Annotated in this window: 17 protein-coding genes and 1 pseudogene; 13 read left to right on the top strand and 5 right to left on the bottom strand. The window is 58.6% G+C overall.

The window, feature by feature from the left end:
- Nucleotides 1–6: 6 nt before the first annotated feature.
- The 12 genes and pseudogenes from tssF (at nucleotide 7) to PBDP_RS29420 (ending at nucleotide 15,802) form a co-directional block, all read left to right on the top strand.
- On the top strand, nucleotides 7–1,794 hold the full coding sequence (tssF, locus tag PBDP_RS29475; RefSeq protein WP_116833770.1) for a type VI secretion system baseplate subunit TssF: 1,788 nt from the start codon (nucleotides 7–9) through the stop codon (nucleotides 1,792–1,794).
- Entirely contained in the window at nucleotides 1,758–2,762 is a 1,005-nt protein-coding gene (tssG, locus tag PBDP_RS29470; RefSeq protein WP_212801636.1) for a type VI secretion system baseplate subunit TssG, read from the top strand. Before tssF ends, tssG begins: the two co-directional genes overlap by 37 nt.
- 11 nt (nucleotides 2,763–2,773) lie before the next feature.
- Nucleotides 2,774–5,359, top strand: a complete 2,586-nt coding sequence (tssH, locus tag PBDP_RS29465; RefSeq protein ID WP_109752961.1) for a type VI secretion system ATPase TssH — start codon at nucleotides 2,774–2,776, stop codon at nucleotides 5,357–5,359.
- A gap of 10 nt (nucleotides 5,360–5,369) precedes the next feature.
- Nucleotides 5,370–6,887, top strand: coding sequence for a sigma-54 interaction domain-containing protein (locus PBDP_RS29460; protein WP_109752769.1), 1,518 nt, complete (start codon nucleotides 5,370–5,372; stop codon nucleotides 6,885–6,887).
- 53 nt (nucleotides 6,888–6,940) lie between these two features.
- Nucleotides 6,941–7,081, top strand: coding sequence for a type VI secretion protein (locus PBDP_RS29455; protein WP_109752768.1), 141 nt, complete (start codon nucleotides 6,941–6,943; stop codon nucleotides 7,079–7,081).
- A gap of 19 nt (nucleotides 7,082–7,100) precedes the next feature.
- Nucleotides 7,101–7,892, top strand: a pseudogene (gene tagH, locus PBDP_RS29450) (type VI secretion system-associated FHA domain protein TagH); the annotation flags it as partial.
- A 59-nt stretch (nucleotides 7,893–7,951) separates the two neighbouring features.
- Nucleotides 7,952–8,455 carry a type VI secretion system lipoprotein TssJ gene (tssJ, locus tag PBDP_RS29445; RefSeq protein WP_109752960.1) on the top strand — a complete coding sequence of 168 codons (504 nt, stop codon included), beginning with the start codon at nucleotides 7,952–7,954 and terminating at the stop codon, nucleotides 8,453–8,455.
- The gene (gene tssK, locus PBDP_RS29440) at nucleotides 8,452–9,783 is read left to right on the top strand and encodes a type VI secretion system baseplate subunit TssK (RefSeq protein WP_109752766.1); all 1,332 of its coding nucleotides are present in this window, start codon (nucleotides 8,452–8,454) and stop codon (nucleotides 9,781–9,783) included. The genes tssJ and tssK overlap by 4 nt, the downstream gene beginning before the upstream one ends.
- 5 nt (nucleotides 9,784–9,788) lie before the next feature.
- Nucleotides 9,789–10,652, top strand: coding sequence for a type IVB secretion system protein IcmH/DotU (icmH, locus tag PBDP_RS29435; RefSeq protein ID WP_109752765.1), 864 nt, complete (start codon nucleotides 9,789–9,791; stop codon nucleotides 10,650–10,652).
- Nucleotides 10,653–10,665: 13 nt separating this feature from the next.
- Nucleotides 10,666–14,151 carry a type VI secretion system membrane subunit TssM gene (gene tssM / locus PBDP_RS29430; RefSeq protein WP_212801635.1) on the top strand — a complete coding sequence of 1,162 codons (3,486 nt, stop codon included), beginning with the start codon at nucleotides 10,666–10,668 and terminating at the stop codon, nucleotides 14,149–14,151.
- A complete protein-coding gene (locus tag PBDP_RS29425; RefSeq protein ID WP_249411828.1) occupies nucleotides 14,148–14,873 on the top strand; it encodes a PP2C family protein-serine/threonine phosphatase in 726 nt (241 codons plus the stop codon). The genes tssM and PBDP_RS29425 overlap by 4 nt, the downstream gene beginning before the upstream one ends.
- Nucleotides 14,870–15,802 carry a serine/threonine-protein kinase gene (locus PBDP_RS29420; protein WP_109752762.1) on the top strand — a complete coding sequence of 311 codons (933 nt, stop codon included), beginning with the start codon at nucleotides 14,870–14,872 and terminating at the stop codon, nucleotides 15,800–15,802. The genes PBDP_RS29425 and PBDP_RS29420 overlap by 4 nt, the downstream gene beginning before the upstream one ends.
- Before the next feature lie 216 nt (nucleotides 15,803–16,018).
- Here the strand turns inward: PBDP_RS29420 and PBDP_RS29415 are convergent, their stop codons facing one another.
- On the bottom strand, nucleotides 16,019–16,378 hold the full coding sequence (locus PBDP_RS29415) for a DUF6124 family protein (protein ID WP_109752761.1): 360 nt from the start codon (nucleotides 16,376–16,378) through the stop codon (nucleotides 16,019–16,021).
- Nucleotides 16,379–17,174: 796 nt separating this feature from the next.
- On the opposite strand from PBDP_RS29415, the gene PBDP_RS29410 reads away from it, so the two are divergent.
- A complete protein-coding gene (locus PBDP_RS29410) occupies nucleotides 17,175–18,260 on the top strand; it encodes a hypothetical protein (protein ID WP_212801634.1) in 1,086 nt (361 codons plus the stop codon).
- Between the two features lie 353 nt (nucleotides 18,261–18,613).
- Here PBDP_RS29410 and PBDP_RS29405 read toward each other — a convergent pair whose 3' ends face one another.
- The 4 genes from PBDP_RS29405 to PBDP_RS29390 form a co-directional block, all read right to left on the bottom strand.
- A complete protein-coding gene (locus PBDP_RS29405) occupies nucleotides 18,614–19,810 on the bottom strand; it encodes a hypothetical protein (protein ID WP_212801633.1) in 1,197 nt (398 codons plus the stop codon).
- A gap of 181 nt (nucleotides 19,811–19,991) precedes the next feature.
- Nucleotides 19,992–20,615 carry a hypothetical protein gene (locus PBDP_RS29400; RefSeq protein ID WP_212801632.1) on the bottom strand — a complete coding sequence of 208 codons (624 nt, stop codon included), beginning with the start codon at nucleotides 20,613–20,615 and terminating at the stop codon, nucleotides 19,992–19,994.
- Nucleotides 20,616–20,687: 72 nt separating this feature from the next.
- Entirely contained in the window at nucleotides 20,688–21,353 is a 666-nt protein-coding gene (locus PBDP_RS29395; protein ID WP_212801631.1) for a hypothetical protein, read from the bottom strand.
- Nucleotides 21,350–25,681 carry an RHS repeat-associated core domain-containing protein gene (locus PBDP_RS29390; RefSeq protein WP_212801630.1) on the bottom strand — a complete coding sequence of 1,444 codons (4,332 nt, stop codon included), beginning with the start codon at nucleotides 25,679–25,681 and terminating at the stop codon, nucleotides 21,350–21,352. The genes PBDP_RS29395 and PBDP_RS29390 overlap by 4 nt, the downstream gene beginning before the upstream one ends.
- Nucleotides 25,682–25,732 lie beyond the last annotated feature (51 nt).

Below are 25,732 nucleotides of genomic sequence, written 5' to 3'. Positions count from 1 at the left end.
CCATACATGTCGTTCAATCATTACTACCAGAGTGAGCTGACGGCGCTCCGCCAGCTGGGTCGGTGTTTCGCCGAACGTAACCCAGCGCTGGCCCCCTTTCTGGGGCAGGCCGGACGGGACCCGGATGTGGAGCGGCTACTGGAGGGGTTTGCCTTTCTGACCGGGCGACTGCGCCAGAAGCTCGATGACCAATTGCCGGAGCTGAGCCATTCGCTGATGCAGCTATTGTGGCCGAACTACATGCGGCCATTGCCAGCCTTCAGCATCTTGCAGTTCGATCCGCAGCGGCGATCCGGCCCCGCGTTGCGGGTGGAACGCGATACGCCGGTCGAAAGTAAACCTGTCCAGCAGGTGCGTTGCCGTTTCCTGACGTGTTACCCGACCGAGGTGCTGGCGCTTGATCTGACCAGGTTGAGTTATTCAGTGAAAGGGGATGGGTCGCTGTTGAGCCTGCGTCTGGAGATGTGTTGCGACGGTCATTTGGGCGAACTGCAACTGAGCCATTTGCGTCTGCACCTGACCGGCGAGCGTTACATCAGCCAGATGCTCTACATCAGTCTGTTGCGCAACCTCGAGGGTATCGAGCTGATTCCGCTGGACGGCGCTGGCGCAGCTTTGCAGGCGGCAGACGGCAGCCCAATGACGTTCAGGATCCCAGCCGCTCGTGTCCAGCCAGTAGGCTTTGCCGAAGAGGAAGCGCTGATCCCGTATCCGCTGAATACCTTTCGCGGCTATCGCTACCTGCAGGAATATTTCGCTTTCCAGGACAAGTTCCTGTTCGTCGATATCCATGGCCTGGACGTGATCAACATTGCACCGCACAGCAGTGTCGAACAGATGCGGGGCCTGGAACTGCGCTTCGATATTGGCAAAAGTGGTATCCAGCGGATGCGTCCGACACTGGATAACATAAAGCTGTACTGCACGCCGATCGTCAATCTGTTCAAACATGACGCGCAGCCGATCCGCCTGGACAGCAAACAGGACGAATATCTGCTGCTGCCGGCCGATTATGACCAGGAGCACTGCGGCGTGTTTTCGGTCGAAAGCGTCACTGGCTGGAACCCCGGCGGCCTGGGTTATCAGGCCTATGTGCCGTTCGAATCCTTCGAGCATGATTCAAGCTTCGATGTGCCCCACAGCAGACCCTACTACAGCGTTCGTCAGCGTCCTTCATTGCTGCACGGTGGCCTGGACACCTGCCTGGGCTTCGGTGTCCGCCACACTCACCTCCATGAAACCCTGTCTATCGAGTTGATGTGCACCAACCAGAACCTGCCGCGCCAGCTAAAGCCGGGTGACATCGACCAGCCCGGTGAGAAAAGCCCTGAATCACTGAGTTTCCGCAACATAGGTCCGGTCACTTCGAGCTTCGCCCCTCCGCTCAATCGCGATTTCCTCTGGAAGCTGATCAGCAACATGTCACTCAACTACCTGTCGCTGGCGGACGTCAATGCGCTCAAGGTGATTCTCGAAACCTATGATTTTCCGCGTTACTACGACGAACAGACAGAGAAGGTCAGCAAGCGTTTGCTGGACGGGCTCAAGTCGATCAGGCACCAGCATGTCGACCGTCTGCACCGGGGCTTGCCGGTTCGTGGCTTGCGCACCGAGCTGACCATCGACCCGCAGGGTTACATCGGCGAGGGCGACCTGTTCGTCTTCGCGTCGGTCCTCAACGAGTTTTTCGCGCTTTATGCCAGCCTCAATTCGTACCACGAACTACGGGTGAACAGCACACAAGGAGAGGTCTACCAATGGACACCCCGCATGGGCCAGCAGCCGCTTCTATAAGCGTGCTGACACGAGGGATACGCGAGTACTCGCTATTTCAGGCCGTGTTGTTGGTCGTTGATCGGCTGCGCGAGGTTCATCCAGCGCTCGATGATGACGCGCTGTATGACCGGCTGGAATTCCGAGCCAACCCAAGCCTGGGGTTCCCCGCCAGCGACATTGATCGTGTGGAGTTTTTCGAAGAGCACGGCCAGGTGCGGGCGCGCCTGAGCATGAATCTGGTCAGCCTGGTAGGGGCAGGGTCGCCGCTACCGGCGTTCTATGGTGAACAGGCCTTGGGGGAGGGGGATGGCAATCCGACGCGCGACTTTCTCGACGTTTTCCATCACCGCCTTCAACGGCTGATGCTACCGATCTGGCGCAAGTATCGTTATTGCGCAAGCTTTCAGAGCGGTGCTCAAGACCCGTTTTCCGAGCAGCTGTTTGCGCTGATCGGCCTGGGCGGCGAAGACATTCGCAAGGCCAGCCAACTGAACTGGAAGCGTCTGCTGCCGTACCTGGGCCTGCTGAGTCTTCGTGCTCATTCGGCGGCTCTGATAGAGGCCGTGCTGCGTTATTACTTCAAGCATGCCGAACTGAACCTTGAACAGTGCATCGAGCGGCGCGTGGACATCCTTGGCGAACAGCGCAATCGCCTGGGGAGCGCCAACAGCCTGCTGAGCCAAGACCTGGTGCTCGGCGAACGGGTGCGCGACCGCAGCGGCAAGTTCCGGATCCATATCAGCGAACTGGATTGGCAGCGTTTTCACGAATTCCTGCCCATCGGCACCGGTTACCAGCCGTTGTGCTCGCTGGTGCGATTCACCCTGCGTGATCCCCTCGAATATGACATTCGCCTGGTCCTGCGCCAGCAGGAAATTCGTGAGCTGTGCATGGGTGAACAGAATACCTGTCGCCTGGGATGGACCAGTTGGCTGGGGCACGAGCGCGCCGATGGCGTAGTGATCCTCGGCAGCAAAATTCACTAGGAATGGATGACATGATCAACGTAGACCTTCAGCAACTGATTCAGGCATTGGACGCCGAAACCAGGAGCGATCTGGAGCGCTCGGCCGAGCAATGCATCGCGCGTGGCGCAGACAAGGTCCTGGTGGAAGACTTGATGCTGGGCTTGCTGGAGCGTCCGCAAGGCCTGCTCGCGCGAGCCTTGCAAGATGCCCAGGTCAGCGCGGGTGAACTGAGCGCCGCCCTGCAACCACGGATGGGGCACAGTGCTTCGCGCAACCCGGTATTCGCCCCAGCGCTGGTGCAATGGTTACAGGATGCCCTGCTGGTGGCCAATCTCGAGCTGGGCCTTAGCCAGGTCGGACAAGCCGCGTTGATCCTGGCGTTGCTGCGCAACCCGCTTCGTTACGCAGGGAGTGCTTATCATGCGCTGCTCACCCGGCTGAATATCGATCGGTTGAAAGATTTCGCCTTGTCGCAACAGGCTCAACCGGTCGCCGATCAGACCGCCAAACCGGGCGACTCCCTGCTGGCGCGCTTTACCCATGACCTGACTCGGCAGGCCCGCGAAGGCCATCTCGACCCGGTGCTTTGTCGCGACGGTGAAATCCGGCAGATGATCGATATCCTCGTTCGTCGCCGCAAGAACAACCCAATCGTGGTCGGTGAGGCTGGAGTGGGCAAGACCGCCATCGTCGAGGGGCTGGCGTTGCGCATCGCCGCAGGGGAAGTACCGTCAGTGCTCGAAGATGTCGAGCTGCTTTCGCTGGATATGGGGCTGCTGCAGGCCGGCGCCGGCATCAAGGGTGAATTCGAGCGTCGTCTCAAGGGGGTGATCGACGAGGTCAAGACTTCGCCGAAATCCATCATTCTGTTCATCGATGAGGCCCACACCTTGGTTGGTGCGGGCAGCAGCGCGGGGGCCGCCGATGCGGCCAACCTGCTCAAGCCAGCCTTGGCCCGGGGCGAGCTGCGCACGATCGCGGCCACTACCTGGACCGAGTACAAAAAATACTTTGAGAAAGACCCAGCCCTGGCCCGTCGTTTCCAACCGGTGCAATTGCACGAGCCCACTGTCAGCGAGGCGGTGACCATCCTGCGTGGCCTGGCCCGCGTCTACGAGAACAGTCACGGCATTTACCTGCGTGATGACGCGGTGGTCGCGGCGGCGCAATTGTCGGCCCGCTACCTGGCTGGTCGTCAGTTGCCAGACAAGGCTGTGGATGTACTGGACACCGCCTGCGCTCGCGTACGCATCAGCCTGGCCGCTGCGCCGCAAAGCCTGGAGCGAATACGCAGCGAGCTGGCCGAAGGCGAGCGTCAGCGCCAGGCGCTGCGCCGTGATGGGCAGGCCGGTTTATCGATCGATCTTCAGGCGCTGGAAGCGCTGGAGGCCCGCCTGGAGGCCATCGAAGACGAGTGCCGAGCGCTGGAAACCCAATGGACCGAGCAACGTATTCTTGCGCAACGCCTGTTGTCGCTTCGTCAACAATTGGCCAGGGCACGGGAATCCGAGCAGGATCAAACCCACGGTGTCGAAGCCCTGGAAGCGGCGCTGCATGAAACACACGGCACGTTGGTGGCTGCGCAGGCTCAGGAGCGCTTGGTCAGCTTCGAAGTTTGCCCGCGACTGGTCGCCGAGGTCATCAGTGCCTGGACCGGTGTACCGCTGGCGCAACTGGCCCGAGAGCACAATTTGAAAGTCGCCAGTTTCGCGGCGGACCTGCGTGCGCGTATTCGTGGTCAGGAGCCAGCTGTACAGGCGCTTGATCGCGCGATGCGTGCCGCCGCCGCAGGCCTGAACAAACCCGACGCCCCAGTGGGCGTGTTTCTGCTGGTGGGGCCCAGTGGCGTCGGCAAGACTGAGACGGCGCATGCCCTGGCCGACTTGCTCTATGGCGGTGATCGTTTCATCACCACGCTCAACATGACTGAATTCCAGGAGAAACATACCGTTTCGCGGTTGATCGGCGCACCGCCGGGCTACGTTGGTTTTGGCGAAGGTGGCATGCTCACCGAAGCCGTGCGGAAAAAGCCTTATTGCGTGGTGCTGCTCGATGAAATCGAAAAAGCCGACCCGGATGTGTTGAACCTGTTCTACCAGATATTCGACAAAGGCTTGGCCAACGATGGGGAAGGGCGGGAGATTGATTTTCGCAATACCTTGATTCTGATGACGTCGAACCTGGGCAGTGAGCGCATCGACGAACTGTGCGAAAACGGCGCACACCCGAGCGCCGAAAGCCTCGAAGAGTCCATTCGCCCGATCCTCAGTAAACATTTCAAACCCGCTCTGTTAGCCCGCATGTGCGTGGTGCCGTACTACCCGGTCAGCGGGCCGGTGTTGCGTGAGCTGGTGACGATCAAACTCGACCGCATGGGCGAGCGGCTGCGCCGTCGTCACTTGGGCTTCAGTTACTGCGGCCAACTTGTGAACCATCTGGTCGCGCGTTGCAGTCGCAATGATCGCGGCGCACGACTGATTGACCAACTGCTTGACCTGCACCTGATGCCGCTGGTTGCCGACCGGTTGCTCGCGGCCATGGCCGGCGACGAACAGCTGCGGCATGTACACGCCGTGCTCAACGACGATGCCAGCATTGCGTGTGAGTTCTCCTGAGGTGGGTGCGATGTTCAAGAAACTCTCGCAACCGCTGGACTATGCCGAGGCACTTTTGGCGCAGTTTTCCAACCTTTCACGCTTGGTGGACGGTGCTGAGCTGGTGGGGAATTTCATTCAGGGGGTTGCGCGGCTCAGTGGCTGTGAACTGGTGCAGTTGTACCTGCTCGATGCCACTCGCGCCCGCCTGGAAATGAACACCGAGTATCTGGAAGGCCTGGTGCAATTTCGTGACCCGCAAAGCCTGTCCTCCGATTATCACGCTGAGCAATTGTTGCAATTTTCCCTACGCCAGAACCGTGTGGTATGCCTCGGCGCGCTAAGTGACAGTGTGCACGAAACCCGTTTTCTGCCCGCGCGGGCCACACCATGGCAGTCGCTGCTTTGTGTGCCCCTGGTCGACCCGCAGGATGAGGTTGGTGGCTTGTTGTTGTGCGCCAGCAATCAGCACCTCGACTTGCATGGGGTCGCTGAATCCCTGGGACGTCTTGGGACCTTTACACTTGGTCAGATGCATCTGTTGCAGCGCCTGCGCGGTCCTGTCGACGAGTCGGTGTCCGATGCCACAAGCTTGCCGAGCGGTATCAGTTACGGCCTGATCGGCAAGAGCGTCGCCATGCGCAAGACCTGCTCGTTGCTCAGTAAAGTACTGCATAGCCCCTATACCGTCCTGCTGCGGGGTGAGACCGGTACCGGCAAGGAAGTCGTGGCCCGGGTCCTCCATGATTACGGTCCGCGTCGATCCAAGGCGTTTATCGTGCAGAACTGTGCGGCGGTTCCCGAGAACTTACTGGAGAGTGAGCTTTTCGGCTATCGCAAGGGCGCGTTCACCGGTGCCGACCGAGACCGTGCCGGGCTGTTCGACGCGGCCAACGGCGGCACGCTGTTGCTCGATGAAATCGGCGATATGCCGTTGTCCCTGCAAGCGAAGTTGTTGCGAGTGTTGCAGGAAGGGGAAATCCGGCCGTTGGGTTCCAACGACACTCACCATGTCGACGTGCGCATCATTGCCGCCACTCATCGCGACCTGAAGCAGTTGATGGAGGAGGGCAAGTTCCGCGAAGACCTGTATTACCGCCTTGCGCAGTTTCCAATTCAGTTGCCAGCGTTACGTCAGCGCGACGGCGACATCATCGAGCTGGCGCGGCATTTTGCCGACAAGGCTTGCACACTCCTGAGGCGCGATCCGGTGCGCTGGTCAGACGCGGCACTCGATCACCTGGCTGCCTACGACTTCCCGGGAAATGTCCGTGAACTCAAGAGCATCGTGGAAAGGGCCGTGCTTTTGTGCGAGAGCGGCGAATTGCTCGTCGAGCATTTTGCGCTGCACATCCAGACCCCATCCGAGCGCGGCCGCGTGAACCTGCGTGAGCGGATGGAACAGATAGAACGTGGCCTGTTGATCGATTGCCTGCGCGAGAGTGCAGGCAACAAGACACGTGCCGCCCGCGAACTCGGCCTGCCGCTGCGCACGCTGATCTATCGTCTCGCGCGCCTGAACGTTCAGCGCAGTGATTTCAATGATTGATCCTTGCCCCTCATACCCATCCCAGCCGGCCCTTCATTACTGGAGAAGTTTCCATGCCTTTCTTTACCTGGCGAACCGTTCTGCTGACGCTCCTGATGTCATTCACCCTCGGCGGTTGTAGTGGCAACTACAAATTCAACGACAGTGATTATCGCCCTCTGGGTGATCCACAGGCGATCAATCGCGGCAAGTGACCCAAGGAGCCGTTAAGAGATGGATCTTGTTTTTGAAATGCTGAACGCCAACCAGTTCGTCCCTGTACAGCTGTGTCACAAGACCTTCGGGCCGGGCGGCGGAGTAATAGGACGGGGCGAGGGTTGCCATTGGATGATCCCCGACCGCGACCGCCTGCTGTCCAAGTGTCACGCGCAGGTCAGCTTCCGCGAGGGCGCGTTTTTCCTGACCGACACCAGTGGTAACGGTACGATCCATCGCGAAAGCGGCGCGCGCCTGCCTAAGGGCGAACCGGTCCGGATACAGGACGGAGACGCCTACATCATGGGTGATTTCGAGATCCTGGCGCGGCTGGTCGCCGGGCCGTCGAACAGCTTTGCCGAAGTCAGCCGCTCAATGCCGGTCGACAGTCTTATTCCCGACGATGCCTTCCTGGAACTCGACCCGCTCAAAGCGCTGGATCAACAGGAGCGGCTCTCGCTGGACATCGACGAGCTGATAAATCCTGCGGCGGTACCACCGGACACCCTTGGACGTGCGGATTATGCGCGTATCGACAGGGAAAGCCTGCTGTTGCCGGAGCTGGTCGAAGAGCCAGTTGAGCCAAGGCCTGCGCCCGTCCCGCCCGCCAACGCTATTGATCACTCGCACGACGTTTTTTGGCAGCGCTTCGGTACCGCCTTGGGCATGGATCTCGAAGGCCTGGACAGCGAGGCCCGCGAAGGTCTGGCGATCAACGCCGCGCTGTTGCTCAAGCAAAGCATCCAGGGTTTGCAACAGAGCCTGCGTACTCGCTCGGAGCTGAAAAGCGAACTGCGCCTGACCCAGACCTATGAAGAACAGGTTCGTCTGATTGCCGGCCTGCAAATCGATCACCACGGATGACGTTCATGTCCCACTGCACGATGCACTTATCCAAGCCTTTGACGGCGCTGGCCATGACCTTGTTGTTGGCCGGCTGCACCACGCTGTCGCCCTTTTCGACGATGACCAAGCTCAACCTCGCCCTGACGGCCAGTGAGCGACTCAACCCCGATATCAATGGGCGACCATCGCCGGTGGTGGTGCGGCTGTTCGAACTCAGGCATCCGGTGGCTTTTGAAAACTCAGATTTCTTCAGCCTCTATGAACGTGCGAGGGAAACACTGGCCCCTGACCTGGTTTCCAGCGAAGAGCTGGAACTGCGTCCAGGTGAAACCGTCGAGCTCAGGCTCGGTCTCTCTGGGGATAGTCGTTACGTCGGCATACTCGCGGCGTACCGTGACCTGCCACAGGTTCGCTGGCGCTACACACTGCCAGTGGCTGCGACGCAGTTGACCGAAGCGAACCTGACCCTTGACCAGGATGGGCTTGCCAACACGCTTGAAAGACAGGCCGGGGCAGATGACCGATGAATCACGATAAAGTCATCTGGCAAGAAGGCATGTTGTTGCGCCCGCAGCATCTACAGCACAACGATCGCTACATCGACCACCAATTGAAGGTCCGTACCCGGTTGCTCGGCAGTTACGCCTGGGGATTCCTGGCACTGGAAATCGATGTGCAGTTTCTCAATATGGGTCAGCTGGTAGTCAGCCAGGCCAGCGGGGTGCTACCGGACGGCAGTCTGTTCGAACTAGGTGGCAACGCCGAGCCGCTGGCCCTGGAAGTTCCGTCCAATACCAGCAATACACCGATCTACCTCGCGCTGCCATTGGTGACCGGCAATCACATCGAGTCCCGTCGTCCAGAGCAGTCTGACGTGTTGGCACGCTACACCATCTACGAGACACAAGTGACCGACTCCAACGCCGGGGATTGCGGCGGGAGCCAGATCAGTTGCGGAAGGCCGGACCTGCGCCTGCTGTTGGGCGAGCAACAGAGCGACCATGCGTTTGTGAAGCTCAAGCTCTGTGAGGTGCTGGATACCACGGCCGATGGTGTGATCAGGCTCGATCCGGACTTTGTACCGACCTTCATCCAGGCACGCTCATCCCATTACTTGCTGTCGTGCCTCAAGGAGATCATCGGCATGCTTGCTCATCGGGGCGACAGCCTTGCCGAGCGGATCCGTTTCAATGGCAAGGCAGGTGGCGCGCAAGTCGGCGATTTCATGATGCTGCAACTGATCAATCGCAGTGAATTGCTGCTGCGTCATTATCTGGACCTGGAGCAAGTACATCCTGAAACGCTGTACCGAATGCTGCTGGCCCTGCTGGGTGACCTGGCGACGTTCTCCAGCGACAGCAAACGCCCACCGCTGACCCACCGCTACCAGCACAGCAACCAAGGCGCGTGTTTTCGAAGCCTGATGCAAGCGATCCGCCAGGTTCTATCGATGGTGCTCGAACAGCACGCGATCGAGCTGCAATTGCAGCCGCGCCAGTATGGAATCATCGTCTCGCCAGTGCAGGATCTCTCCCTGCTGGATACGGCTTCGTTCGTACTGGCGGCAAGTGCCAACTGTGACAGCGAAGAACTGCGCCATCGATTGCCGTCGAACCTCAAGGTTGGCTCGGTGGAGCGTATCCGCCAGTTGGTCAACCTGCATCTGCCCGGTATCAAGATCAGGCCTCTGCCCGTGGCTCCGCGGCAGATCGCATTTCACGCCAACAAAACCTATTTCATCCTTGAACCCAATACCGAAGACCTGGCGCAACTGAAGCGATCCGCAGGCTTTGCGTTCCATGTTTGCGGTGATTTCGCTGAGCTTGAGCTGAATTTTTGGGCCATCAGGAATTGAACGAAATGGATAAGGAAAATCCTCAGGACGAAACGACCGTCCTGCTCGACCATCATGGACAACGTCCTGCTTCCGGGCCCTTGACCGATGCTGCTTCGCCGCCGCGTTTCGAACAGTTGCAAGAGCGGATGATCTACGCCGCGCACCTGCCACGTTCCCAGTCACTCAATGTCAGCCTGAATCCGCTGGTCGCGGCGGCGTCCGGATTGCTTTCGCAAATGGTGCAGCTCAAACACGGCCGCGCACGCGAGGACCTGCAAGCCCTTAAAGGGGAACTGAAGCGAGGTCTGGAGCAATTCGAAGCCTGTGCCTTGCAGGGCGGTGTTGAAAACAGTCAGTTGATCGCCGCGCGTTACGTGCTCTGCTCAGTGATCGATGAGGCGATCGTCACCACGTCGTGGGGTCAAGGAGGCGGCTGGTCACAGATAAGCCTGCTCAGCACTTTCCACAACGAAACCTTCGGCGGCGAGAAGGTCTTCCAGTTGCTTGAGCGCCTGTCGAAAAACCCTATCAAGCACCTGCCGACGCTTGAACTGTTGTATCTGTGCCTATCCCTGGGCTTCGAGGGTAAGTATCGGGTTCAGGCCCGCGGGATGCTCGAACTCGAAAGCCTGCGCGACGCCCTGTACCGGCTGATTTGCCAGACCCGCGGCGACATTCCCCGCGAACTGTCACCTCGCTGGGAAGGATTCGATGGCGCGCGACGCAGTCCGGTGCGCATTGTCCCTGCCTGGACAGTGGCGGTTTTTACCTTGGTCTGCCTGGGAGTGATGTACTCGAGTTTCGCCTGGGTATTGAACGAGCAACGCCAAAGCGTACTGCAACCTTATCAACTGTCAGAGCCGGCCGCCGCTCGGCCGCTGCCGTAAACAGGGACGTGTCATGAAATTGCTTTTCAGGAAAGCCGGTGCCTGGGTGCGCCAGACGTGGATTTGGACGCTGCTGCTGGTGCTTTGTGTTGCGCTGCTGGTGTGGTTCGCCGGGCCACTTCTGGCCGTCAATGACTACAAGTTTTGGGCAAGCCCGACGGCGCGATTGCTGACCATCAGCGTGCTTCTGCTGGGCTGGGGCCTGGTCATGGTTTTCGTCAATGGGCGCGCCGGTTCAAGCGCCAATGCCCAGCAAGACGCCTCCGGGCATGCGCGGGCCCTGTACCAGGCCAGGATTGATGAGCAGCGCGAAGTACGCTCGCGCTTCAAGCGGGCTTTAACCTCGCTAAGGTCCTCAAGCGTCTATCCTGGCCGCAGTGACCGCTGGCGCAACGATCTGCCGTGGTATCTGCTGATAGGCCCGCCCGCCAGCGGCAAAACCCGTCTGTTGGATTGTTCAGGCCTTGAGTTCCCTCTCGACAGGCTTGAGCGCAAGCCAGTCGGCGACATATCGGGTACCCGTCATTGCGATTGGTATTTTGCCGAGCACGCCGTGCTGATCGACACCGCCGGGCGCTACCTGACCCAGGCGGACAGTGATATCGATAGCAGCGCTTGGGCCGTATTGCTCGAACTGCTGCGCAAACGTCGCCGCAGTCGTCCGTTGAACGGGGTACTGGTGACGGTTCCGACCGAGATCCTGTTGCTGGGCAGCGAAGATGAAATGACCACGCTGGCGTGCCAGATTCGTGGCCGCTTGCAGGAACTGCAAAGGCGGCTGCACATCGATGTCCCGATTTACCTGGTCCTGAGCAAAGCGGACAGCGTGCCTGGCTTCAATGAATTTTTTGATTCGCTGACGCGTGAGGAAAACGACCAGGTGTTGGGTGCGAGCTTCAGTCGAGACCAGCGGGGCAGTGACGTAGCCGTGTTACGTGCCGAGTTCGAGGCGCTGCTGCATAGACTCAACAGCCAGATGATCATGCGCATGCATCAGGAGCGCGACCCGCTACGCCGTAGCTGCATGCTTGATTTTCCTCACCAACTGGGACAACTCGGCGCCGGGCTTTGTTTGCTGGTCGAGCAGGCGTTTACTGGCAACGTCGGTACGCTGCGTGGTTTCTATTTGACCTGTGCATTGCTGCCGGGTCGAACAATGGAGCTGACTGCCGAACCCGGCAACGTGGCTTTGCGCGCCAGTAATACCGTGTCTGGTCGACGCTCGCGGTTCATTCATCATTTGATCAGCCGGGTGATTTTTCCGGAAGCCGATCTGACTGACCTCGTTCAGCGCGAACGCCGTCGTATCCATTGGAGACAGCGGGCCTTGTACCTCGGGGCGCTGACAGTCGTTGGCCTGTGCGGGCTGTTGTGGGCGAACGGTTTTTCGGCCAACCACGAGCGTCTGGATAGCTTGCGTATGCTGGCGCAACACTGGGACCAGCAGCAATCGGTCAAAGTGAACGCTGATGACTGGGCCGCAATGCTCGAGTCACTGGATATTCGTTTCGACGCCACCCGGGTTTTCCCACCCTACAGGGCCGTGCCATTGTACGAGCGTGCCGGCCTGTACCAGGGCGATGCGAGCAACCCTGCGGTGACCGAGGCCTATGAGCGTGAATTGCAGGCGCAACTGTTGCCGAAGGTTGCGCAGAGGCTGGAAGAGCAAGTCCGCAACAACTGGAGTGACCGCGAGCAATTGCTCAACAGCCTGCGCGCGTACTTGATGCTGGGTCTGCAAGAGCGTCGAGATGTTGCCTGGCTCAAGGATTGGCTGGCCAACGATGGGTCACTTCGTTACCCCGGCAACACGGCGCTACAGGAGGGCCTGAATGCTCACTTCGCGCGCCTGTTGGAGCTACCCTTCATTCATGCACTCAATGAACCGCTGGTAGCCCAGGCCCGAGAGGCCCTTCGTCGTGAGTCCTTGGCCGCCGTCGTGTACAAAATGCTGCACGAACAGGCCAGCAATCTACCGCCATATCGACTCGGCCAACACTTGGGTTCACAAGGAGGGCTGTTGGTCGGTACCGATCGTGTGATTCCTGGTTTTTATACCCGCCAGGGTTACGAACGTTACTTTTCGGTTCAGGGGACGGCGCTGATCAGCGAATTGTTGCAGGACAACTGGGTATTGGGTGAAGGCGAGGGCCTCAGCGGCATGGACATGCGTCGCCTGATGGTCGAACTGGAACAGCGGTATTTTCGTGACTATGCCGACCACTGGAGCGAAGCGGTCGGTCAGATCACCCTGCAAACCGTCAGCAATGCGGCTGAGGGCGCCGAGCAACTCGCGGGGCTGACTTCGGCTCATTCACCGATTTTGCGGATGCTGGTGCAGGTGCGCGAAAACACTCGACTCCAGGCGGTTGTCGAGCAACTCGACGACCTGACGGATGCGGTCGGGAAGGACGAACATGCCGTTGCAAAGCTCACCGCTGTGGCAGGGAAAGCTTCTGCGTCCCTGACCGAACATCTGTCGGACACCGCGCAAAAATCCTTGCGACGGCGTTTCGAACCGCTGCATCGCCTGCTGGATGGAAAGGGCGGGCCCACGGCTGATCTGGTCCAGGTCCTGCGGGCCCTTGATGAGGTGCAATTGCAACTGGCGAACCTGGCCCGAGCCAGTGCACCGGAACAAGCGGCGTTCGAATTGGCCAGGCACCGCATGGGCGGCGGGCGAGATGCGTTGAGTCACCTGCGCAGTGCGTCTGCTCGCCTGCCGCGGCCAATCAGTGGGTGGTTCAACGTGCTGGCCGAGGACAGCTGGCGTTTGGTGCTCAGCGATTCTTATCGATACCTGAACCAGCGTTATCAGAGCGAGCTGTACAGCTTTTACGGCAAGGCAATCGACAAGCGATACCCGTTCAGCGCCCACAGTGCCAGCGACGTGGCGCTCAATGATTTCCGAGAATTCTTCAAGGACCAAGGCATCGTCGGTCGCTTTTTCGACAATTATATGCAGCCCTTCGTCAGCGGTCCGGCGGGAGACTACCGCCTGCGCAGTATCGACGGGCAGAGCTTGCCGATCTCCCGGGTCTATCTCGATCAGATGGCAACAGCGCATACCATTCGCCGGAGCTTTTTCGCCGAAAACCCGACCGAGCCACAAGTGCAGTTCCAGCTTGAGCCGTACACCCTGGACCCGGCAGTAAGCCGTGCTGAATTCCGCTTTGGCGACCAGATGCTTGAATATCGCCACGGTCCGATCCTGCCGGTGGCGTTTACCTGGCCAAGCGACGCGCAGAATGGCCGAACCGCGCTGGTGCTGGACAAAATGGTTGGGCGAGGCGTGGGTATCGAGAAAAATACCGGGCCATGGTCGCTGTTTCGTTTGTTCGATTTGATGCAGAGCGAATACCTGACCGGGCGCGATGTACGCGTCTTGAAGGCGGATCTGGGTGGCCTGCGCGCCAATTATTTGCTGACGAGCCAGCGCACACCGAACCCTTTCGACATGAGCGTGCTCCGCACATTTCGTCTGCCGGTGCAGCTTTGATGGTGGCTAGTCCCTGGTACAGCGCGGCGCGCACCGACCCGGGCAAAGCCCGCGCACGTAATGAGGATGCTTTTCTCGACTGCCCACAACAGGGAGTATGGGGGGTGGCTGACGGCATGGGTGGCCACTCGGGCGGTGACATCGCCAGCCAGATGATCGTTGCCAACCTGACGGAACTGCCACTGTACCGGGACTTGGGGGAGCGTTCGAAAGCGGTGCGCCAATGCCTGCGCTGGATCAATCGACGACTGAGCCAGGAGCTTACCGTCACCGAAGATCGTCTCGGCATTATCGGCAGCACCGTGGTGGTGCTGTTGCTGGAAGGAAACCGCGGGGTCTGCATTTGGGCTGGTGACAGCCGTTGTTACCTGTGGCGCGGTCGACGCTTGTACCAACTGACCAAGGATCACTCGCTGCAACAGCAACTGATCGACAGGCAACACTTCAGCCGCGATGAGGCCTGCGCCCACCCTGCGGCCAAGGCACTGACCCGCGCGGTCGGTGCCGCGCCGGAGTTGACGCTGGAGGTGCTGGAGCTGGACGTTCAGCCGGGTGATACGTTTTTGCTGTGCAGTGATGGCCTGTACCAAGGCCTCGGCATAGAGGCCCTTGGCAGAGCCTTGGACCTGGCTTCGCCTCGTAGGGTGTTAGAGCATCTTTTTGACGACGTTTTGCGTGGCACGGCGCCGGATAACCTGACGGCCGTGGTGATCCGCCCGTGAGTGAAGAGGGTGCCTATCCCACGTATTTCGCCTTCGCCAACGCTGCACCTACTGCGATATCCAGCCAGCGTTGCATCAGCGAAACACCGGACATACTCGCAGGCCGCTATCGCCTGGAACGCTTGCTTGGCGCTGGCGGCATGGGCGTTGTTTACCGCGTACGGGATTTATTGCACGAACAATACGCTGATCCTGACCCGTACCTTGCCTTGAAGATGCTCAGTGAAGCATTCGACGAGTCACCTGATGCCAGTGCGTTGCTCTACAGCGAGTTCGCCCTGACGCGGCGATTGCATCACCCGAATATTCTGCGCCCCTACACCTTCGAAGTGGATGCAGCCCAACGACGGGCCTTCATCACCATGGAGCTGATGCGTGGCCTGACCTTGGACAAACTGCTTTGTGAACGGCCCCAGGGGGTGCCTTGGCCTGAACTGAAGGCTATCGCCGTGCCGCTGCTTGATGCACTGGCCTACGCCCACAGCCGCGGCGTACTGCATGGCGACATGAAGCCTAGCAACATCATGTTGAGCGAAGAAGGCCTGCGCCTGTTCGACTTCGGTTTGGGCCTGGTCGAGGAGGGGCCTTCGCAGCATCTGCCAAACCTGAATCGTGAACGCCTTAACGCTTGGACGCCCGGTTACGCGGCACCTGAACTGCTCGAAGGTGCGCCTCTGTCAGCCGCTGCCGATGTCTACGGTGTGGCTTGCGTGCTGTATGAACTGGCGAGCGGCAAACACCCATTCCGACGCTTACCCGCCACCCAGGCTCGCGATGCTCGGTTGGAGCGCTCACTCAAGGCGCCGCGCAACCTGCCCAGACACAGCTGGCCGGCGCTGCGTATGGCGCTGGCGTTTGATCCGGGGCAGCGGCGTATTGGCGCGGCTCGATTGCGTGATGTCTTGGGTGGTGTGTTGTCCTGGTGGTGACCCTCTCCCTGTGTGCGAGCCTGCTCGCGAAGGCGGCAGTACATACATAACTGGCCTCAAGATGTACGCGGTCCATGGCGAGAAAGGTTGCTCCCGCTCGGCGGCGCAGCCGTCGTAGACCAGTTAGAGCGGTCGGTTTGGAAGACTGCGCCGGCCTTTTGGGACTGCTGCGCAGCCCGGCGGGGATAAATCCCCTCGCCACGGGTGGTGTAGCGGCTAGCGTGGGTCGACGTTATCCAGCACCCGGTTCGCCAGCAATGAACTCAGTTCGATCAGTTGCTGGATGCCGAGGGCGATGTGGCGGCGGGGGCCTTCGAGGTCGAAGGCCAGGTTGCTGATCATCGCGTCGGCTGACGCCAGGTTTTCGCTGAGGTTGGCGAGCAGGCATTCGTTGTCGGCGTTTTTTGCCACGGTGAATAGCTGGCCCGGTTTGGATGCGTCTTCCGAGTTTTCCGGTTTTGGTAGGAGGTAGTAATCCAAGGCGCGCTTTTCTGCTTCGTCTTGTTTCTTCGTTTTGGATTTAGCGGACGCAGAGCTTTGATCTGCTTCGGGAGGATTCGGTGTGATTTTGAACATGGTGGAGCTCCTTTCGTAAGAGGAACCGTCACCGTCTGCCGCCAAGCAGATGGGGTGACGGATTACACAAGGTTGGCGGACCGGAACGAAAGGAACCCGGCATCCCCGAAGGGATCCTTGCGCAACCCGCCATAACATAGGAGTGCCAATGCCTGAGGCATCGCAATCATATTAAGGGGCTGTTGCACCTTTCGTGTACCGGGCCGCCAAACCCGACCACTGATGGGCAGTGGCAGGGAAACGATAGAACCCGGGAGCAAGGCGCACAAGCGGGCGGATTCTGGCGTAGTTGTAGGCAATGGCGCAAGGATGTGTAGCTGGGTGGAAGCGTTGTGGAGGGAGAATAAACAAGGCTTCGTATTGCCCTGGAATTCATGGTCAGAGATTGCTCTCGCACCGGTGATGCAGTGGTTTTTCTGTAGGAATGTGTCGTCATTTTTGGGGCGGCTTCGCCGCCCAGCGGGGCGGTGCGACGTTTTGCTAAATCCCCTCGCCGCAGGTTGATGGTGTGGCGGCTAACGTCGGTCGACGTTATCGAGCGTTCGATTCGCCAGCAGTGCATCTGCTCTCCCTTTTTCCGGTCTCGACCCATGGCAAAGCAGCTTGATCCCGTTCGATCAGCAGCAAGGACCAATCAGGTTCTTGAGTTTTAATCATTGACGTCTATACCGGTGATGGCGACATGCTATTTCTTCATGTCCCTCGGAGGCGTATGCACTTCAAGACGTTCATCTCTCTTTTCCCCGTTCTGGCGCTTATCGGAGGGTGCAGTGCTTCCAGGCCGGAGTCGGGCACGATGCTCAAGACTTGGTCAGAGAGCGTGGCGAACCTGGGTGTTAGAGCGGTATATCCGTTGCAGGAGGGGCTGTATCCGGGAAATTTTCTTTTGGTCCCCACCTACCCCGGGAAAAGCCGTTCTGATGAAAAGCCTTCGGCGTTTTACACCTATTACCCGGCGCCAGTAGGGTCGTTGGATCTGTGCAAACTGTATCTGTCGATCCGCAGTGCCCCGGAGTTGCCGCAAATCTCTGGCTACCCGGTCAAGGGCGGGGAGCCGGCAGGGGAGAAGACGGTAGCGCCCTGGCAGCCGACGGCTATCAACTATTCGCACTTCAAATGCAGCGGCTATAAAGAGGCGGACTTCAGAGTCAACCGCGTCACGGCGTTCCCGGCTTTTCAGTTCGGGTCACGTGTCGAGTCGGGAATGGGTGCAAATGTGATGGCGGGAACGGTGGGGGCGAAGGGCAGTGTGGTGGGCAAGGATGATTACCTTATGACGGTCTCGGTGCCGAGTGTCACGGTCATAAGGGTGGACGTTCCTGATCTTCTGAGCGCCTTGGGCGGCAATGGCTTCAAGACAAAGGACGGGTTTGGCAACTTACAAAGCGTTGTTGCCCGGATGATGCAGCTTCAAACTTTCGTCGACAAACAGGGCAATAGCTCGAAACCGGAGCTGCTGCTGGTTTCGGAAGTGTATTACGCGAACGCGATCGATATTTCCGTCACAAGCTCAGCGGGCCAGTCGGCGCAACTCGCCGTTAGCACTCAGGCTTTGGTCGAGCGGTTTGAAAAGCTGGCAGGTTTGCGTGATCAGATGAAATTGATGATGAAGGAGGCTCCTGCCACGCAAGGCAGCAGTCAGGGCCAGCCGAATACACAGACTCAGCAAACGGCCATGAACGAGCTTGCCCGGGAAATTGGCGAAACCGAGGCTGAGGTGGACAAGCTATCCAAAGCCCTTTTACCGGATGCGCCGGGGGTTACAGGTGCGGTGAAATCTGTTTCCAGCTCGGGCGTGACGTTGACCCAAGTCTTTCCGCGCCCGATGGCGATTGGGTATCGGGCCATAGGGCTCAATCCGGATCAGTTGATTGGTAAGTGATCTTCAAGCAGTAAAAGAAACTGGCGCAGCGCCGGGAACGTCACGCTGCCAGCAGAATGATGCGGTTTGTCGGTGTTCCCGTAGGCCCCGCTTCCCGGTCCAGGTTCTGCCCCTGAAACCGCAGGTTACCGCCCAGCGGGAGCAAGCGCCCTCGCCACGGGGTTGGTGGTGCCGCGGCTATCGTGGGCGACGTTGTCCAATACTCGGCTTGCCAGCAACGAACTCACATTTTTTGAATAGCTAGGCGCGATCAATAAAGAAGCGTCGAGGCAGTTCAGCTCGACGCTTCGTTTTGTTCCCCTGTCCTTTGGCTACCCGTGCGCAGCGGGCGATATCGACAGGCCCACGATGCGCTATCGATCCAAGGACAGGCTGTACAGTCCCGGGCCTTTCCCAAGTCCTTCCAACGCTTTCTGAAGGTTGGCAAGGTCCTGCCTTGCTTTGTCTTTTTCTGCCGTGTTGGCCCCACTGCCCAAAACTGCCTGTGCTTGGTCCATCTTGAGTTTTGTATTTTTCATCAAGGCATCCCGGGCTTCAGCCTGGGTGCGCATTACCTTGATGCACCAATCCGCGAAATTTTTCTGGCCTTCATTCGGGTTCGGCAGCAAAAGAGCCGACATGCACAGTTGCTGTTCATCATCGGCGAGCACGATGTTATTGACGATGCCTTCGACTGTTTTCGCTATTTGTTGAATGTGGGCATCCGATCGTTGGCTGCCCATGCCCGAGGTTTCTATTTTTACCTTTACTTCGCCATCCGCAATCACACCTTTTGTTTCGGCTATTGCGCTGTCGATAACGTTTCTATCGTCTTTCAGGTTTTTGATTTTTTCCGCTAGGCCCGCAGCGGTCTGATCCAGTTCCGAAGTGTCAGCGTTGGCATTGGCTTTTTTGGCATCACTGATTTTTTTGTCTACTGCTGTTTTTTCGGTTTCCAGGGCGGTAATTCTATCGCTGACCTTCTCTCGCTCAGCTCTCTGTTCGGACAGTGATTTTGTCGCTTCAGCCCGGCCACTTGTCGTGAGGGCTATGGGAGGGGCTTTGATCGCTCCGGTCAGCTGTTCAATTGCCAGGAGGGCGACCGTATTCTTTTGGAATCGCCTCATGAGAAGGTCATATTGAGGGGCGCTTATCGCGCCAGACAGGTAGCTTTCACACAAGCGATAGCCGAAATCACGGAGCAACTGGATGCTTTGTGTGCGTATGCCCGTGAATGCGGCCCCGTCCTGCATGGCGAACGCCAATTCACCGCTTGCCTTCTCTGGATAACCCCCCTTTGCCGCCAGCTCATAAGCAAGGGAAGCCATTGCGTCGGGGCTTGGTTCTGCGCAAACGAACACCCCGTTCTTTCTGTACTCCTCCGAAACGAGCTTTCCGGTCGCGTCGTATTTTTTGGTGATGTTCTCATTGGGGGCGACCAGTATGGCTCGCTGTCGGATATCGCTCATGGAGCTTTCCCCACGGGAGACATCGAATGTCCGGTAGATACTGTTCAGGTTGGCGCATCCGGCGATAGACACAACGATTAAACCTAACAAAGTCCCCTTCATGGCGCATGGCTCCCTTTGCATGGCGCTGATGGCACTTTGGTATAGCTCATGGAGTCGATGTCCGCGACCGAGCGGAGCATAAGAATTTTCTGGGAGGCCAATCCATGACGTCTTTTTCCAACAAGCGGGGGCCGCTGCGCAGCCCAGCGGGAGCAAGCTCCCTCGCCACGGGGTTTTGCGTTTAACCTGCGCCGAGTAGTTTGTTCGCAAGCGCCAGATCGAACTGTTTGTTCCAAAATATTGCTTTAGTCGCCAGGGCTTTCTTGAGCACATCCGAATCCAGGCTCAGATTATTTTTGTGCGCCGCAAAGACAATCGCCAGGAATGGAAACGCATAGTTATCTGGCTCGGCCAACACGTCATCGATTAATGCGGGCGTACCCAGAACGCAGTGCTCGGCCTTGGGCAGGTAAAATTTTTCGAGTCGTTCGGTTATTTTTTGCACAGTGGCGCTAATGGCCTGAGGGGATGGGGTTCTGATGATGCCTCCCAGCTCATCGCCGAATTGTTTTGCTTCTTCCGACAAGGAGCTTTTCGACAAAAACGACGCGTTCAACAGCCGACTCTCATAGGGTGGGGATTGCTCTTTGCAGAAGCTAAAGGCCTCGCAGTTATAGATCTCCAACCCTGCGTAATAACCGTCGGCCTTGGTCAGGTGTTGAACGTAGATTTCCCCAAGCTTTTCCTTGGCAACGAGCAGGCCAAGTTTGTTTTTGCTGGCCTTCAGGTCCAGGTGGGGTGACGTTGTTTGCTTCAGCGCCGCCAGTAATTCCACTTCCAGATGCTTGCGAATTTCCATACTCATGGCGTAGACCTGAGCGAGCCTCGTGGGGTAATCACTTCATGCTCATCCGTTGGCTCGATCGGCATATGGATGTCAAAGCTTGTCCAGGCTAGCAACCGTGGTGGTGTAGAAGGCCACGCCCGATTTGTCGATGACCTTTATTCTGCCGCCTTCTTCCTTGAGGTCTTTGAGGTACGGACCGAATGCTATTTCGTCAGGCGCGGTTCGCAGAATTTCTTTGTCGAGTACCGGTGTGTTTTTCCTCAAGACCTTAAGGTTCATGAGGAAGCAATCGATGGTTAACTGGCACTCCAGGGCGCAGACATAGTCCGACCCTTTTATTTTTTTCTGCTTGAAGGTCCACTCGTTTTTATAGTGGTTGCGGCGGAACTCATCCATTGCGTTTTTCAGCAGATCGTCAGGCAAGGTCATGTGTGGGCGGCATTTTTCCAGGCCTTCCAACAACAGTTGTATGAAGAACTCATTGAGCTCTTTGACCGATGTGCATTTTTTATACAGTTCGGTATCCAGGCCAACATTGACGATGAGCGCGCCGCTGGAGTTTACATAGGGCTCATTGACGGCTTGGCGGGTGCCGACAAAACAGATTTTCTTGAAATTCGGCGTTTCGAATTTTTCTGCACTCAGGTGGCGCTCAAGAAAATTGCAAATCGATCGGCTTTGGTCGCGAAACGGATGAATAATTTCGTCGCTGAATTCGCCCAGGTCGGGGTACAGGTAGATTTCTTTTAAGATCATGGTCTTGAATGCCTCGCTGGGTCTAGTTCCTGCCTGCGTCGATTCGCATTTCTTCGCTCCCAATGCTCGATTTTCCAACGAGCACCTGGGCCGGCCGGCACCTTTTTGATGACTCTGGATTCGTAACGTCCCGTGTTACCCGGTTCTGCGTTCCATTTCCTAACCTGGGTCTCGGCGCGAACAGATTTTCCGTTTGTTTTTATCTTGCCGCCACTCACGCCGGTTTTGGCGACTTTACCCGTGCGCGTGTCCACGATCTCGTAACCATGTTGCGCTTTGCGACTGGTTTTCGAGTTGCCGTGGCAGGACCAGCCCCACGGGTCTATCCAGCCGAGCGGGTTGGGGGCGTATTGATAGAGGTTGATTCCGCCCAGCAGTTCGATGGGATCGGGTGTCGTGAACCGCCCGATATCCGGGTCGTAAAAACGAAACGTGTTGTAGTGCAGGCCTGTCTCTCGGTCCAGATATTGGCCTTGGAAACGCAGGTTCTGTTCTTCGATGTAATGAGGCTCACGCACTTCCTCAACGGTATTGCCCCAAACGCGGTAACGCGCTTGCCAGACGATGTCGCCTTTGGCGTCCGAGAGCTGTTCCGGTAACCCATTCTGATCATTGTGGTAGTAGTGAATGTTTTGTTGAGCACCGAGGCCGTCCACTCGAGCGAGTGGTTCGTGGCTGTCCGTGTCATAGAGGTAAACGCTGCACTGGCTGTTTTTTTGTTCCTGAAGCAGTCGCAAACCGTCCCAGATGAAGCGTGTTTCACCCAGTGGATAACCACGACTGTCATGTTCGGTTTTTGCCGTCCGACGACCCAGTGGGTCATAGGTCATCCTGACGACCGTATCTTGGGAACCGCTGCGGTTATGCACCTCGATCAAACGGTGCTCGGCATCGTAGACAAAGCGTTGCACCAGATGGCCACCGCTGCGTTTTTCGATCATCCGGCCAAAGGCGTCGTAACGATAACGTTTGTCCTGATAGGTCAGTAATTTGTTATGCACCACCAGCCCGGCGCCGGGTTGAGGCCCGTCCAGCAAGTTGGCGGCAGCATCGTAGGCGAAGGTTTCGCTCGGGCCTTGGACATTGTCTTGGCTGGCGAGAATGCGCCCCGTCGCATCGTAGTGCAGCAACCGTTGGCGATCACCGCTGGGCGTCTGGTCGAGGCGACTGATCAGATTGTCATTGGGGTCGTAGTTGAATTGTTTCTGCGCCACAGGCGGCAATAGCGTCGACTGGTCCGCATGACGTTGCAGGCGCGAACGCACGCGTCCGCCCCGGTCATATTCGCTACGGGTGATGAGTCGTCCTTGAGTGCGAAGGACCTCACGGTGCAATCGATCACGCTCGAAATCACAGATCACCTGTCCGTCAATATTGAGTTGGTGCAGATGGCCGCTGCCGTAATACAACCGATTGAGTCGACGGCCGTCCGGTAGCTGCGTTTGTATCAAGCTGCCCAGCTCATCGTAATGATGCCGTAAGCGGCCAGCCGAACTTTGCTCTTCCAGCAGTTGCCCGATGGCGTCGTAGGCAAAGCTCAGGTTTTGTTGGTTGCCCTGATTATCTGTAAAGGTGACGGCAATGAGTTGGTCCACAGTGTCGTAGGTGTACTCGGTTCGGCCGTCTGCCGTTATTTTGCCAATCAGCCGTCCGGCAGCATCTCGTTCAAGGTGATGAATGATGGGCTCTATTGGGCCGCTGGATACCAACGCCATACCATTGCCAAAAGGGGCAGGGAAATGGGCCTCGCGAATGGCGTTATTCAGCCCGTCGTAGGCATAACGTCGGGCGCTGCCATCCAGATCCTGTTGCTCGATCATTCTGTCGCCGGCGTCCCAGGCGAATCGATAGCTTTCCCCGTTTTCGTTGGTTAGCGCCTGGAGGCGTCCATAGGCGTCGTAGCTGAATTGAACCGACCTTCCATGGGCGTCGATGCGTTGGCGAACCTGTCCGCGCCCATCGTGCTGATAGACGGTGGTATGACCGGCCGCATCGATGTAACTGGTGAGTTGACCGCTGGCGTCGCGCAAGTAGTGTTCGACGCGGCCATCAGGCAACTGATAACGCAGCAGGCGGCCGCGGGAGTCATGTTCATAGACAGTGCGCTCGCCAAGAGCATCCGTGATGACCTGTAGATAACCGCGATGGTCATAGCTGAACTTTGTCGAATACCCAGAGCAGTCAATATGTTCAGCCAGTTGCCCTTGAGTGTTCCAACGCAAGGTGTTGCTTTTGCCGGTCGGGTCGACAATTTCTATGATTTGCCCATGAGCGTTGTAGCGATATTGGGTGACGAGGCCCAGAGGGTCTGTTTCGCGAATGCAATTGCCGCGGCGATTGTATTCATATCGCCAGTTGTTGCCGGCGGCGTCGGTTTCTACTAACGGTAACGACCAATGATCGAGCCATAAAACGGACTCAATGCGTCCGAGCGGATCACTGGACTGGCTGAGGTTGCCGGCCTCGTCATAGCCATAGGTGTAGCGTCCGCCCTGTGGATCGGTGGCGCTGAGTAACTGGCGCTCATCGTTCCATTCGAACAACCAGGTCTGGCCGAGGTTGTCGCTGAATTGGGTGATCTGGTGCTGGCTGTTCCAGTGCCGGATGCTGACGCGTTGCAGGCTGTCGCTGATGCGGGTGATGCCGGCCTTGAGGTCATAGTCGAACTGGTAGGCGTCGCCTTCGTCGGTCCAGTGCCGCACCACGCGCCATTCCTGGTCTTCGATCAGCGCCCATTCGTAGAAGCAGCGCAGGCCGGTGGGCAACTGATGCTCGACCATCCGTTGCCCGGCGTCGTAGCTGAAGCGCCGTTGTACCTGGCCGGTGGCGTCGCGTACTTCGGTAAGGCTGTTCGCCGCGTCGTAGGCGTAGCTGACCAGTACTTCCCGCGTCTGGTCGGGGTAGAGGCGTTCGATCTGGGTGACGCGCTCGCCTTCGCGAATCAGCTCGACGTGCACCAGGTCGAAGGTGTCGCGTAGTCGCACCAGGCGCCCGGCGGCGTCGTAGTCGAGGTGGATGCGGTTGTCGTTGCGGTCGCCCAGTTGGCTCAGGCGCAGGTGTGATGGGTTGGCTGGCGTCGGTTCGAACAAGCGGTACAGGCCGTTTTCGCTTTCGATCAGCAATTGCCCGTTCACATGGCGGCGCACGGCCAGGCCTTCGCCGGCGCTGAACACCGCGCCGCCCAAGGGGATGGAGCCCATGTCGATAGGGCGGCCCTGTTCGTCGGTGTAGATCAGGGTTTCGCCGCCGTCGGGGTGGGGCAGGATGTCCACCTGGACTTCGTAGGCGACGCTCCAGCCGGCACCGAACAGGCTGTCGCGGCGCTCGTCGCGGCTGTTGTAGACGCGCTGCCAGTCAATCGGCAGGATGCCGGGCAAGACGAAATCCAGGTCTTCGTCACCGCCCAGTACCTTGGCGCCCGTGGCGGCATGCACCGGGTTCGACGAACCCATGGCAGCGTTGGCGGCCGCGTTCGCCGCGCTGCTGGCGGCCATGGATACCGCGCCGCCCACCAGCATGCACGGCAGTTTGCTGAAGAACTTGCCCTTGCCACCCTTGAGCATCAGTAGCGCCGTGACCGCCAGGCCCACGCCCGGGGTCTTGCCGCTGCGGATCTCGCGCACCACCACCGAACCGCCGCCAATGGTCACGTTGGGCGAAATCAACCCGGACGACACCACCGTCGCATCGCAGGTGCTGCGGTCGCCGCTGCGCACGGCGGGCTGGCCGTTGATGGTGACTTTGTCCGAGCCTTCGGCCATGAACTGCGGTGGCATGGGTGGATGCTTGGTGCAGATGACCAGGTCTTCCGGTCGGGTCTCCGTACCGGGGGCGGGCGAGGCGACAGTGGGACGCCACATCTGCGAAAAGAAATTCCCGGCCATGTCCAGGTAGCTAGGCTCTTCTTCCGGCTCGGGCATTTCCAGTTCGGTGCCGGCCGGCGCGACATGGGAAACTACCGCTCCGGCGGCGCGGGCCGAGGGGATGTTGTTGGTAAAGGTGTCCTTGGAGCCGGTGAGGATGTTGGCCTGCACCGTGGGCGGAAAGAGGGCGTTGCCGATGCCCTCGCATAAATTGCTCAGGCCTTTGTCGGCCCCGGTCTTGCTCATGGCCAGGCCGACGATGGTGCCCACCACCAGGCCCAGGACGAAGCAGCCCAGGCCACCGGTGACGACGGTGATGCCCGTGGCCGCGACCACGGCGGCGGTCGCCAGGGCGGTGATCGCGATGTTGGCCGCCACCTCCAATACGCCGCCAAGAATGTCGGCCATCATCGAGGTGTGGTTCAGTGCATCGCCCAGGCGGGCGGCCCAGAGCGCGTCAGACATGCAGGGTGCTCAGGTGGTTGATGACCGTGTGTTCAAGCAATTTGATGCCTT

This window comes from Pseudomonas sp. St290, from assembly GCF_018325805.1.
In the GTDB taxonomy this organism is placed as follows: Bacteria; Pseudomonadota; Gammaproteobacteria; order Pseudomonadales; family Pseudomonadaceae; genus Aquipseudomonas; species Aquipseudomonas bijieensis.
The sequence above is the reverse complement of the archived record's forward strand: the minus strand, read 5'-3'. Positions and strand labels throughout refer to the sequence as shown.